The organism is Actinacidiphila rubida, from assembly GCF_900110255.1.
Lineage (GTDB): Bacteria > Actinomycetota > Actinomycetes > Streptomycetales > Streptomycetaceae > Actinacidiphila > Actinacidiphila rubida.
This window is the reverse complement of the sequence record NZ_FODD01000023.1, coordinates 130518-142726: the sequence shown is the minus strand read 5'-3', so window position 1 is coordinate 142726 and position 12209 is coordinate 130518. Positions and strand designations below refer to the sequence as shown.

Sequence of the window (12209 nt, the reverse complement as noted above, 5' to 3'; positions counted from 1 at the left end):
TCCGGTCGGCGACACGAACCGCCTCTCCGGCATCCGGACTCCGGCATTCAGCGTCCGGACCCCGGCACGGCTCTCAGCGTCCCGACGCGGCCAGCCAGGCGTCCTCCGCCGCGTAGTCGAACCAGTCCGTGTGCTCGGACATCCCCGCCACCAGCGGGAACGCCGTCCGCCAGTCCCCGCCCCGAACCGTGTCCGCCAGCCACTCCACCGTGGCCGGCAGCGAGTCCTCGTACGTGGTGACCGCCCGGTACCCCAACTCCCGCGCCGCGGCCGACATGTCCATCACGATGGGGTAGGGGATCGTCCACGGGCTCTCGCCGACCGTCGGGAGGGGTGGCGGCCCGTCCACGGCCACGGTCCGGCCGGCCGCGCCCATCGCCGCGTCGACGGCCGCGGCGATCTCCGCGGCCGTCGGCACGACCGGGTCACCGGCGTTGAGCACCCGCGACCCGGGATGGCGTGCGGCCAGCCGCACCAGCTCCGCGAGGTTCGAGGCGTGCACCGGGTGGAACCGGCTCGCGCCGCCGTACGCGAGGATCCGCACCGCACGCCCGTCCAGCACCCGCTTGACGAAGTACAGCTCGCGCGGGATCGGGCTGAAGGTGCCGTGGATCGCGCCCGCCCGCAGCAGGGTGCTGGGCAGCCGGTCGCCGGCCGCGAGCAGCGCCTGCTCCAGCTCGGCCTTGCGCGTGCCGTAGGTCGCGGGACCCGGCGCGACCGTGCCGCAGGTCTCCGGCAGCGGCACCGGGTACCGCGGGAAGCCGTCCGGTTCCTCCTGGGTGTCGAAGTTGCGGCCCTCGCCGTCCTCGTAGACCCCGGCGCTGGAAATGACCACGGCCGAGCCGATCCGGTCGGCGAGCGAGAGCAGCTGGGCGGCGTGCCCGCCGTCGTAGGCCACGCAGTCCAGCACCACGTCGGCGCCGTCCCCGAGCGCCGCGGTGAGGGCGGTGGTGTCCGCCCGGTCGACCCGCGCGGTACGCACGTCCCGCGGCCACCCCGGATCCGTGCCGCCGCCACGCGAGGCGGCCGTCACCTCCCAGCCGTCCTCGGCCAGGGCGCGTACCGCCTGCCGTCCGATCTGTCCCGAAGCGCCGATCACGAACGCGGTTCCCGTCATGCCGCGACGCTACGGGCGCCGGAGCCGCCCCGGCCAGGGGCGTTCGCCGATCGCGGATTCGCTGTCGGCGTGCTGCCGGGGCCTTGCGCATCCCACCAGGAGGCGGTTCGGCAGGGCGGCGCTCCCGCGCGAGGGGGCGTCAGGGCTTGCGGCGCAGCCGCGCCGCGACCCCCTGCGCCTGCTGCGCCTGCTCCGCCTTCACGTCGCCGGCGTACCGGTCGACGTACTCCTGGCCCGACATCCCGAGGATCTCGTACATGATCTCGTCGGTCACCGCCCGCACCACCTCGCGGCGGTCGTCCATACCGGCGAAGCGGCCGAACTCCATCGGCTGCCCGAACCGGATGGTGACCCGGCCGATGCGCGGCACCACGCGGCCGGGCGGCTGCAGTTCGAACGTGCCGACCATCGCGCACGGCACCACCGGCACGCCCGCCCGCAGCGCCATCACGGCCACGCCGGTACGGCCCCGGTACAGCCGGCCGTCGTGCGAGCGGGTCCCCTCCGGGTAGATCCCGAGCAACTCGCCCTTGGAGAGCACCTCCAGACCCGCGGCGATGGCCCCCTGGGACGCCTTGCCGCCGGAGCGGTCCACCGGGATCTGGCCCACACTGCGGAAGAACCAGGCGGTCAGCCGTCCCTTGAGACCGGGCCCGGTGAAGTACTCGGCCTTCGCCAGGAACGTGATCCGGCGCGGCAGGATCGCCGGCATCAGGAAGTGGTCGGAGAACGACAGGTGGTTGCCCGCGACGATGGCCGCGCCCGTCTCCGGGATGTTCTCCATGCCCTCGATCCGCGGCCGGAACAGGAGCCGCAGCAGGGGCCCGAGGAACACGTACTTGAGCACCCCGTAGAACACCGCGGCTGCCTCCCCACACGACCGGACCCGGACCGCCCGGGACGTCCCGGCAGCGTAGTGCGCCACACCCGACCCGTGCCAGGGCCGACGCACCCGCGCGTGGCGCCGGTCGGCGCCGCGGGCGGGCGACGGCCGGGAGCCGTCCGCGGCGCCGAGCCCGCCCGCCGTGGCGCCGCGCTACCACTGCCCGTCGGCCACCGTGCCCGGATCGTCACCCAGCGGCTTGACCTGGCCCGGCTGCACCGGCGTCCACGGCTGCTGGTCGTCGCCCAGCCAGTCCCCGACCGGTTTGACGTCCGCCAGCGGGCCGGCCGGCGCCAGGTCCTCGGCGTCGGCGTCGTAGTACGTGAACCAGGGCAGCCCCGCCGCGTTGTACGCCGACCGGTCCACCGGCGAGTCGGGGGCCGGCTCCCCGGTGATCTCCCGCCACTGCGGCGCGGTCGCCAGGTGCACGAACACCCGGCCGGACGGCTCCTGCCGCCAGTCCGCCGGCGGCCGTTCGTCCCGGAAGACCTCCTGCCGCATCCGGCCGCCCGCGCCGAGCCCCATCGAGGGCGCCGGGGGCGCGGCCCCCGGGGCGGCCATGGCCTGCATCCCGTACTTGCCGCCGGGCGCCATCGGGGCCGGCAACGCGCCCGCCCAGCCGCCGCGGGCCCGCTCGTGGCGGGCGGCCTGCGCGGCGTGCCACCGCTCCAGCGCCTCGTCCCGCAGCTCGAACGCCTGCAGCTGGACGCCGCCCCACACCTCCTCGCCGGAGACCTGGCCCTCCACCGTGGCGCCGAGTCCCAGCGGGACCGCCACGAACTGGCGGATCGTCCCCGAGCCGGAGTTGATGCCGTCCAGCCACGGCTGGCGGGGCAGCACCACGTAGTTCTGCGGGTCCTGGGAGAGCCGGTCGCTCCACGGCCGTCCGGACACCGCGCAGACCTTGCCGACGCCCACCTGCAGGGCGACCGGGACGGGGGAGGAGAAGCTCAGCCACATCGCCTCGCGCTGGTACACCGGCAGCAGCACGCCGCCGCGCTCCCGCCACGCGGCCGGAGCGCGGTCCTGCTGGTCGGCGACCCGGCGCAGCGGGAAGGTGCCCAGGCCCGGCGGCAGCGGATGGGTGCCCGTCTCCGGCAGCCGCAGCGTCCGCATGAACCTCACCGTCGCGCCGCCCGGCAACTCCAGTGCCGCACCCGAGATCCGTACCTGCCCCATCCAGGGCCCCCCTTCCGTCAGCCGCGGCCGCGCGCCTCCAGCGATGCCAGATACGCGTTGTAGGCCACCAGTTCCGCGTCCCCGTCGCGGTCCGCGGCGCGGTCCGTGCGGCGCGCCTGCCGCTGCTCGGAGGTGTACCACTGGAAGAGCAGCGCCACCAGCACGATGACGGACGGGATCTCGCTGAACGCCCAGGCGATTCCGCCCGCCGCCGTCTGGTCGTTGAGCGGGTCGATGCCCAGCGAGGCCGGGGGGTGCTTGAACGTCGAGACCATCGGCTCGCTGGCCATCATCAGCGCGATGCCGAAGAACGCGTGGAACGGCATGCCCGCGAACAGCTCCAGCATGCGCATCACGTAACCCGGCCGGTGCGGGCCGGGGTCCACGCCCATGATCGGCCAGAAGAACACCAGGCCGACGGCGAGGAAGTGCAGCATCATCGCGATGTGGCCGGCCCGGCTGCCCATCAGGTGGTCGAACAGCGGCGAGAAGTACAGGGCGTACAGGCTCGCGACGAACAGCGGGAGGGTGAACGCCGGGTGCGTGATCACCCGCAGGTACCGGCTGTGCAGCAGCTTCACCAGCAGCTCGCGCGGCCCGGTCCTGCCCCGGCCCGCGGTGGGCAGCGCGCGCAGCGCCAGCGTCACCGGCGCGCCCAGCAGCAGCAGGATGGGCGAGAGCATGCTGAGGATCATGTGCTGGACCATGTGCACGCTGAACATGACCATGCCGTAGTCGTTCAGCGCGGTGCACATCGTCACGCCGACGGTCACCACGCCCAGCCCGAAGGCCACCGTGCGGCCCACCGGCCACCGGTCGCCGCGCCGGCGCAGCCGGAACACCCCCCAGCCGTACAGCGCCAGCAGCACGACGCAGCCGGCCAGGAAGAACGGGTCGCCGCCGTGGAAGGCCAGTCCCCGGCCGAGGGTGAACGGCGGCAGGTCCGAGTGCATGCCCGGCATGCCGTGTCCGCCGTGATCCATCTGTCATCCCTTCGACCGTTGTGCCCGCACCAGCGTAGAACCGCCCCCGGCCGCCATCGCGGCCGGGGGCGGTCCGAGGTGATGCGGGCCCGGACGGGTCAGCGGCTCACAGCACGCACTCGGCCTCGATGTAGCGCTCGGCCGGCACCGTCTTCAGGTGCTCGACGGCCTCGGCCAGCGGAACCAGCGTGATGTCGGTGCCGCGCAGCGCCGTCATCATGCCGAACCGCTCGTTGTGCACGGCCTCCACGGCGTGCCAGCCGAAGCGGGTGGCCAGCACGCGGTCGTACGCGGTGGGCGTGCCGCCGCGCTGGACGTGGCCGAGGATCACCGGGCGGGCCTCCTTGCCCAGCCGCTCCTCGAGCTCCACGGACAGCTGGTTGGCGACGCCGGTGAACCGCTCGTGGCCGTACATGTCGGTCGCGCCCGACGTGAAGTCCATCGTGCCCTCACGGGGCTTGGCACCCTCGGAGACCACCACGATGGCGAACTTCTTGCCCGCCTCGAAGCGCTCGCCGACGACCTGCGCCAGCTCCGTCACGTCGAAGGGCCGCTCCGGCACCAGGATCGCGTGCGCGCCGGCCGCCATGCCCGAGTGCAGCGCGATCCATCCGGTGTGCCGGCCCATGACCTCGACGATCAGCACCCGCTGGTGCGACTCGGCGGTGGTCTTGAGCCGGTCCAGCGCCTCGGTGGCGACCATCACCGCGGTGTCGAAACCGAAGGTGACGTCGGTGGAGGCGATGTCGTTGTCGATGGTCTTGGGCACGCCCACGATGGGCAGGCCCGCGTCGGACAGCAGCCGGGCCGCCTTGAGCGTGCCCTCGCCGCCGATCGGGATGATCGCGTCGAGACCGAGGTCCGTCACGTGGCCCTTGGCCCGCTCCACACCGCCGCGCAGGTGCGCCGGCTGCACCCGGGACGAGCCCAGGATCGTGCCGCCGCGGGCCAGGATGCCGCTCACCGCGTCCAGATCGAGCTTGCGGTAGTCGCACTCCAGCAGGCCCTTCCACCCGTCGTGGAAGCCGATGACCTCGTCGCCGTGGTCCACGACGGCGCGGTGCACGACGGACCGGATGACGGCGTTGAGTCCGGGGCAGTCGCCGCCGCTGGTCAGTACACCAATACGCATTGCTCTCGCTACTCCTGCACCTCGACCGGACGGCCGGACCCCGTCGTCCGGATGGATCGCGGCAAGTTTACCGAGCCGTGCGGGCCCGCCTCCACGGCGACCGCAGTGCGGACGCCTGACGATTGCCCGAACACGACCCGAACACGGACCGACGGCGCCCTGCCATGATCGGGACCGCCGGATGAACATCCCGGCCGCGGGCCGGGAGGCCGGTCAGGCCGGCTGCACCGCGGCGGCGATCCGCTCGGCCCGCAGCGCGTCGTACCACTGGTCGTCCACCGGCGGCAGGGCGTTGACGTCGAGGGCCAGCTTGATCATCAGGTCCGCGATGTGCGGGTTGCGGGCCATCACCGGACCGTGCATGTACGTGCCGAACACGGTGTCGTTGAACGCGCCCTCGGTGCCGTCCCCGGTCCCGTTGCCCTTGCCGACCCTCAGCCGCGCCAGCGGGCGGGCGGCCGGACCGAGATGGGTGACGCCCTGGTGGTTCTCGAAACCGGTCAGCGGCGGCAGGCCGAGCTGGGGGTCGATGTCGGCCAGCACGTCGCCGACGCACCGCTCGCCCTCGCCGCGCACGCTGACCACGTCGAGCAGGCCCAGGCCCGGCTCCGGCCGGCCCAGGTCGTTGACGAACTCGTGGCCGAGGATCTGGTAGCCGGCGCACACCGAGAACACGATGGCGCCGTTGGCCACCGCACGGTTGAGCCCGCCGTCGCGGCGCAGCCGCTCGGCGGCCAGCCGCTGCGGCCGGTCCTCGCCGCCGCCGATGAGGTAGATGTCACCGGAGGTGGGGATCTGCTGGTCCGAGCGGACGTCGACCCGGGAGACGGGCACCCGGCGCTGCAGCGCGCGGCGCTCGACCACCAGCGCGTTGCCCTGGTCGCCGTAGGTGCTCAGCAGGTCGGGGTAGACCCAGACCAGACGGAGGCTGGACTCGTTCATGCGTGCTTCTCCTTGTCGGGTGCCGGCACCGGTCGGCGAGGGTCAGTTGCCGACCTTGCGGCGCAGGTCCTGGAAGGCGGTGTAGTTGGCGATCGACTCGATCCGGCCGGGGGGCGCCGAGCGCACCGCCTCGTCCAGGTCGGCGCAGACCATGAACTGCAGGCCGGCGACCTCCAGCCGCACCGCGAGGTCCATCTTCCGGTCGCCGATGACCAGGATCGGGTGCCCGGCGAGCCGGGTGTAGTCGACGTCCCACAGCCACGAGGTGTCCGTGCCGTCCGCGCCGCGCGCGTTGACCGACAGGATCACCGGGGTGGGCGGCTGGTCGATCAGGGAGAAGGTCTCCAGCCAGCCGGCCGGGTTCTTCGCCAGCAGCAGCCGCAGCTGGCGGTCCTGGTAGGTGACGACGTCGTACCGTCCGGCCACCGCCTGGACCTTGTACATGCGCTCCAGCGCGACCTTGGGGTCGACGCCGAAGGCCGCCGCCGCGGCGGCGGACACGGCCGCGTTGGACTTGTTGGCCCGCCCCGGCAGCTGGAGGTGGATCGGCCAGGCGACGCCGTACGGGTCGACGACGTGGTCGCCGGACAGCGCCCAGGTGGGCGTGGGCCGGCGGAACCCGCACTCGGCGCAGTACCAGTCCTCGGACGGGCGCTGCAGGACGCCGCCGCAGGACGGGCAGGACCAGGCGTCGTCCTTCCACTCCTGCCCGGCCGCCACCCACACCACGGTCGGGCTCGACGAGGCGGCCCAGACGATCAGCGGGTCGTCCGCGTTGGCGATGACGATCGCGTCGACGCCGGCCAGGCCCTCGCGCCACTTCTCCGCGAGCATCCGCGTCTCCGCGGCCCGGTCCAGCTGGTCGCGCGAGAGGTTCAGCAGCGCGATGGCCTTCGGCGAGACGTCGCGGGCGACGCCCGCCAGGTACTTCTCGTCGACCTCGATGACGCCGTAGCGCGCCTCCGAGCCGCCGGCCAGCGCCGAGGTGATCCCCGCGGGCATGTTCGCGCCCAGCGCGTTGGACACCACCTGGCCGTTGGCCCGCAGCGCCTCGGCGAGCAGCCGGGTCGTCGTGGTCTTGCCGTTCGTCGCCGAGACCAGCACGACGTCGAGGTGCCGGGCCAGTCTGGCCAGCAGGTCCGGGTCGAACCGGAGCGCCACCCGGCCGCCGATCACCGATCCGCTGCCGCGGCCCGCCACACGCGACACCGCCGCCGCGGCCCTGCCCGCCGTCACGGCCAGCTTGGCCCGCGGCGACAGCGGTTCAGAGTTGCCTGACATCGTCTGTGTTCCTCCTCGACTCCCGGCCGCGCCGCTGCCCTGGCGGGGCCGGACCTCCGCTCCCTCGGCCGATCGCCCGGCCTGCGGGTTCCGGTCGGGCTCAGCCTATCGACTCCGCGCGGCGACCTGGCACCGCGGCGCCCCGGCCGCCGCATACGCTGAGCCGCATGCGACGCGGCAGTATTCCCGGCAGCACCGGCACCGTTCACCCCGTTCGGCTGCTCGGCGACCCCGTGCTGCACGTTCCCTGCGGCCCGGCGACCGAGTTCGGCGCCCCCCTGCTGCGGCTGGTGGAGGACCTGTTCGCCTCGATGTACGCGGCCGGGGGAGTGGGCCTGGCCGCCAACCAGATCGGCGTGCCGCTGCGGGTGTTCGTCTACGACTGCCCCGACGACGAGGACGTCCGGCACCTCGGCCATCTGGTCAACCCGCGGCTGGTGCTCCTCGACGGCGTCGAGGTCACCGGCGCCGAGGGGTGCCTGTCGGTGCCCGGGGTGGAGGCGGGCACCCGGCGCTACGACGAGACGGCGCTCGAGGGGTTCGACGCGATGGGGAACGCCCTGACCGTGAGCGGCACCGGGTTCTTCGCCCGGTGCCTGCAGCACGAGTACGACCACCTGGAGGGCACCGTCTACACCGACCGGCTGCGCGGCCTGCGCCGCTACCGAGCCCTGCGCGGGGCGCGCAGGGCCGAGCGGTCCGGGGGCGTGTGAGCCGGCGCGCAGCGGGCGCGGCCGGCCGGCGCGCGGCCGGGGCGCCGAGTCGTGGGGGCGTCCGCCCGGCCGGGTCGGCCGCGGGCGGCTCAGAAGCCCTGGCTGCCTGCCCGGTCCTCGACCGCGGCCAGCCGGCCCCACAGCAGGTCGGCCAGACTGCGCACCAACTCGTCGCGCGTGCAGGGGCGTTCACCCAGCCACCAGTCCCCGGCGGCGTACATCATGCCGACGATGCCGTGGCCCCAGACGCGGGCCACCAGCGGGGCGTCCGGGCCGAGGTCCAGGCGCTCGGCGATCACCTCGGCGAGGTCCTCGCCCATCCGCCGCAGCAGCGGGGCGGTGTGCCGTCCGACGTCGAAACCCTTCTCGCCGTCGCCGGCCGGGGTCTCCGCCGGGTGCATCAGGAACCGGTAGACCTGCGGCCGGGACTCGATCGCCGACAGGTAGGCGTGCAGCGTCGCCTCCACCCGGTCCCTGCGGTCGCCGGGGGAGTCCAGGGCGGCGCGCAGCGTGCCGAGCAGCGCGTCGGTGTGGCGGCGGGCCAGGGCCCGGTACAGGCCGCTCTTGTCGCCGAAGTGCCGGTAGAGGATGGGCTTGGTGATCCCCGCCTCGGCGGCGATCGCGTTCATGGATGCCTCGGGGCCGTCCCGCAGTACCACGCGCTCGGCCGCCTCGAGCAGCTCGTGTCGCCGCCGCTCGCTGGCCGTCCGCTGGTCCCCGCGCTGGCCGGTCTCCACCGACGCCTCCCTGTGGTGTTCGAATCCAGCTTCGATATCCGCTGGTCTGCGCAACGTAACACCCCACAGGGTCCCGTTCGTCCGGGTAGGGGGGAGTTGACATTCCTTACCCGTCGGTAACAGACTGCTGTTACCGCAAGTAACCAGCACGTGGAGGGGACCATGGGCGACTTCTCGCTCGAGCTCAACGACGACCAGAAGTCCGTGCGGGACTGGATCCACGGGTTCGCCGCCGACGTGATGCGCCCGGCCGCCGCTGAATGGGACGAGCGCGAGGAGACCCCCTGGCCGATCATCCAGGAGGCGGCCAAGATCGGACTGTACTCCCTGGACTTCTACGCCCAGCAGTTCTTCGACCCCACCGGCCTCGGCATCCCGATGGCGATGGAGGAGCTGTTCTGGGGCGACGCGGGGATCGCCCTGTCCATCGTCGGCACCGGGCTGGCCGCCGTCGGCGTGCTCGCCAACGGCACCGAGGAGCAGATCGGCACCTGGGTCCCGCAGATGTACGGCGACGCGGACGATGTGAAGGTCGCCGCCTTCTGCTCCTCCGAGCCCGACGCCGGCTCCGACGTGGGTGCGATGCGCACCCGGGCCGTCTACGACGAGGCCAAGGACGAGTGGGTGATCAACGGCACCAAGACCTGGGCCACCAACGGCGGCATCGCCAACGTCCACGTTGTCGTCGCCGTCGTCGACCCGGAACTCGGCACCAAGGGCCACGCCTCCTTCATCGTCCCGGCGGGCACCCCCGGCCTCTCCCAGGGCCAGAAGTTCAAGAAGCACGGCATCCGCGCCTCGCACACCGCCGAGGTCGTGCTCGACGGCGTCCGGGTCCCCGGCGACTGCCTGCTCGGCGGGAAGGACAAGCTCGACGAGCGCCTCGCCCGGGCTCGCGAGCGCGCCCGCAGCGGCGACGGGGAGCGTGTGAAGAACGCCGCGATGGCCACGTTCGAGGCGTCCCGGCCCGCGGTGGGCGCGATGGCCGTCGGCACCGCCCGGGCGGCCTACGAGTACGCCCTCGAATACGCCACCGGCCGCGAGCAGTTCGGCCGCCCGATCATCGACAACCAGGGCGTGGCCTTCCAGCTGGCCGACATGCGCACCCAGATCGACGCCGCGCGGCTGCTGGTGTGGCGCGCCTCGTGGATGGCGACCGCCGGCCGGCCCTTCACCTCGGCCGAGGGCTCGATGTCCAAGCTGTTCGCCAGCGAGACCGCCAAGAAGGTCACCGCCCAGGCCATCCAGATCCTCGGCGGCAACGGCTACACCCGGGAGTACCCGGTGGAGCGGATGCACCGGGACAGCGCGATCTACACGATCTTCGAGGGCACCAGCGAGATCCAGCGGCTGGTGATCGCCCGCACGCTGTCCGGGCTGCCGATCCGCTGAGCGACCGTTCCGCGGCGGTACGGGAACCGGTACACGAGACGGCACAGGAACGGGGGCGGCGCACCGGCGCCGTCCCCGCCCGTCGTTCCGGCTAGTCCTTCTTGCCGTAGCCGCGCAGCACGAACCACGCCAGCAGCACGACGCCGACCACCGAGCCGACGAGGACGGTGCGCATCACCGGCCCCGGGCCCGACGAGTTGTCGACCGCGAGGCTCATCAGGTGGTGGATCTGCATGGTGGTCTCCTTCAGTGGACGACCCAGCCTAAACCCGCGCTCTCCCCGCGCGGCGCCCGGGGCGCGCCGCCCGAGCGCCGCGTCCCGCCCGTGCCGGGCGTCCGCCACCACCGGCCCGTGCGGCCGGACCCCTCACATCCCGCGTGCCCCGTCTGGTTCAATGGGGGGCATGGCCAGCGCTACTGACACCGGGACAGGTCGACTCGACCTCGAGCCCTTCTGGCCGTCCCGGCAGGAGTACCACTTCGACCGCTGGTGTTGCCGCGCGATCCCCGCGCGGACCCGCACCTCCCGCTGACCCGCCCGCGGCCGCACCGGCCGCCGCCGTCAGCACCCCGGTCCCGCGCACACGGAGTCCCACGACCCTTCGCGCGAAAGAGCCGAACCCATGTCGAACGTGACCTCCATCCCGCCCCTGACCGCTCCGGCCGGCCCTCCCCGGCCCTCCCGCCCCGCCGGCTCCGCGGGCCCGCACGCGTCCGCGCCCGGCGCCCTCACGGCGCCGGGCCAGGCCGCCGCCCGGCCGCACCTGCGTGCCGTGCGCGGCGACGAGGCGCCGCCCGCTCCGGACTTCCTGCCGCCCGGCGCCACCTGGATGCCCGCCCCCGGCCACGTGCTCGCCGCCGTCGCCGGCGGGACGCCGATGGTCGGCTACCTCGTCCTGGTGCCCGCGGAGCCCGGTGCCGCCGCGTCGGCCGGGCCGCCGCCCGCGCCCGACGACGCCTCCCCGTTGCGCGTCGACACCGAGCGCAGGATCGCCGAGGTCGACGGCCGGCCGCTCGAACTCACCTACCTGGAATTCGAGTTGCTCGCCCACCTGGTCGCCCACCCGCACCGCGTGCACACCCGCGACCAGCTCGTCACCACGGTGTGGGGATACGGCCACATCGGCGACGGCCGGACGGTGGACGTTCACGTGGCCCGGCTGCGCCGCAAACTCGGTGCCGAACACCGGGGGAGCATCGTGACCGTGCGGCGGGTCGGCTACAAGTACGCCCCCGCGCCGGCCGCGGGCTAGCCGGCCCGCCCAGCGCGCCGGGTCACGGGACGACGGTGACCGGCCACCGCCCGGTCTTGACCAGCCGGACGGCGACCGAGCCGACGAACCGGTGCCCGGCGCGCTCCGAGGCGCCGACCACGACCGCGTCCGCGGTGAGCTGGTCGGCGGCCGTCGCCAGGCCGTTGTAGGGGTCGCCGCGGAAGGTGTGGAACTCCCACCGGACCCGGAAGGTGTCGCGCACCCGTTCCACGGACTCCCTTATCTGGGCGAGCAGCTGCTCGGCGACCCCGGTCTCCGCTTCGGACACCGGCACGCCCAGTGCCGCGCCGCCGGGCAGGTAGGGCTGGACGTACACCAGTGCGAGCGTGGCGTTCTGCCGGCGGGCCAGTCCGGCGGCATAGGCGGCCGCCCGCCAGGACGACTCGGACCCGTCGAGGCCGGCGACGATCATCTTGGGGCCGTCCGTACCGCGCTCGAACCGCGCCGGTACCTGCTGTTCCTCCACGCGGTCAGGCTATCGGCCCCCGGCCCGGCCCACCCCACTCCGATCACTGGGCGTTCTCACCCGAATGGGCTCATTGCCACGACATGTGACCTTTTGCGGGGCACGCTTTT

General features: G+C 73.6%; 14 protein-coding genes. 4 read left to right on the top strand and 10 right to left on the bottom strand.

Going from position 1 to position 12209, the window contains the following annotated elements; genetic code table 11:
• Positions 1-73: 73 nt before the first annotated feature.
• From BMW99_RS23145 to BMW99_RS23115, 7 genes are all read right to left on the bottom strand, one after another.
• On the bottom strand, positions 74-1117 hold the full coding sequence (locus BMW99_RS23145; RefSeq protein WP_069464772.1) for an NAD-dependent epimerase/dehydratase family protein: 1044 nt from the start codon (positions 1115-1117) through the stop codon (positions 74-76).
• A 139-nt stretch (positions 1118-1256) separates the two neighbouring features.
• Complete coding sequence (locus BMW99_RS23140) at positions 1257-1976, bottom strand: lysophospholipid acyltransferase family protein (protein ID WP_069464773.1); 720 nt, start codon at positions 1974-1976, stop codon at positions 1257-1259.
• 177 nt (positions 1977-2153) lie between these two features.
• Positions 2154-3179, bottom strand: a complete 1026-nt coding sequence (locus tag BMW99_RS23135) for a hypothetical protein (RefSeq protein WP_069464774.1) — start codon at positions 3177-3179, stop codon at positions 2154-2156.
• Between the two features lie 17 nt (positions 3180-3196).
• Positions 3197-4162 (bottom strand): cytochrome c oxidase assembly protein, encoded by a 966-nt coding sequence (locus tag BMW99_RS23130; RefSeq protein WP_069464775.1) that lies wholly within the window; start codon positions 4160-4162, stop codon positions 3197-3199.
• 106 nt (positions 4163-4268) lie between these two features.
• A complete protein-coding gene (locus BMW99_RS23125) occupies positions 4269-5294 on the bottom strand; it encodes a 6-phosphofructokinase (RefSeq protein WP_069464776.1) in 1026 nt (341 codons plus the stop codon).
• Between the two features lie 213 nt (positions 5295-5507).
• Entirely contained in the window at positions 5508-6236 is a 729-nt protein-coding gene (locus BMW99_RS23120; RefSeq protein WP_069464777.1) for a type 1 glutamine amidotransferase, read from the bottom strand.
• Between the two features lie 42 nt (positions 6237-6278).
• Entirely contained in the window at positions 6279-7517 is a 1239-nt protein-coding gene (locus BMW99_RS23115; protein WP_069464778.1) for a MurT ligase domain-containing protein, read from the bottom strand.
• Positions 7518-7684: 167 nt separating this feature from the next.
• Here BMW99_RS23115 and def point away from each other — a divergent pair, with 167 nt between their 5' ends.
• Positions 7685-8230 (top strand): peptide deformylase, encoded by a 546-nt coding sequence (gene def, locus BMW99_RS23110; protein WP_176735555.1) that lies wholly within the window; start codon positions 7685-7687, stop codon positions 8228-8230.
• Positions 8231-8319: 89 nt separating this feature from the next.
• Here def and BMW99_RS23105 read toward each other — a convergent pair whose 3' ends face one another.
• Positions 8320-8967 (bottom strand): TetR family transcriptional regulator, encoded by a 648-nt coding sequence (locus tag BMW99_RS23105; RefSeq protein WP_069464779.1) that lies wholly within the window; start codon positions 8965-8967, stop codon positions 8320-8322.
• 162 nt (positions 8968-9129) lie between these two features.
• On the opposite strand from BMW99_RS23105, the gene BMW99_RS23100 reads away from it, so the two are divergent.
• The gene (locus BMW99_RS23100; protein WP_075017451.1) at positions 9130-10359 is read left to right on the top strand and encodes an acyl-CoA dehydrogenase family protein; all 1230 of its coding nucleotides are present in this window, start codon (positions 9130-9132) and stop codon (positions 10357-10359) included.
• Between the two features lie 91 nt (positions 10360-10450).
• Here BMW99_RS23100 and BMW99_RS41390 read toward each other — a convergent pair whose 3' ends face one another.
• Positions 10451-10594: a hypothetical protein gene (locus BMW99_RS41390; protein WP_177226094.1), complete on the bottom strand. Its 144-nt coding sequence runs from the start codon at positions 10592-10594 to the stop codon at positions 10451-10453.
• Positions 10595-10763: 169 nt separating this feature from the next.
• On the opposite strand from BMW99_RS41390, the gene BMW99_RS42705 reads away from it, so the two are divergent.
• On the top strand, positions 10764-10892 hold the full coding sequence (locus BMW99_RS42705; protein ID WP_265737208.1) for a hypothetical protein: 129 nt from the start codon (positions 10764-10766) through the stop codon (positions 10890-10892).
• A 90-nt stretch (positions 10893-10982) separates the two neighbouring features.
• Positions 10983-11612: a winged helix-turn-helix domain-containing protein gene (locus BMW99_RS23095; protein WP_079176147.1), complete on the top strand. Its 630-nt coding sequence runs from the start codon at positions 10983-10985 to the stop codon at positions 11610-11612.
• Between the two features lie 22 nt (positions 11613-11634).
• Here the strand turns inward: BMW99_RS23095 and BMW99_RS23090 are convergent, their stop codons facing one another.
• Complete coding sequence (locus BMW99_RS23090; protein WP_079176149.1) at positions 11635-12045, bottom strand: universal stress protein; 411 nt, start codon at positions 12043-12045, stop codon at positions 11635-11637.
• Between the last annotated feature and the right edge of the window lie 164 nt (positions 12046-12209).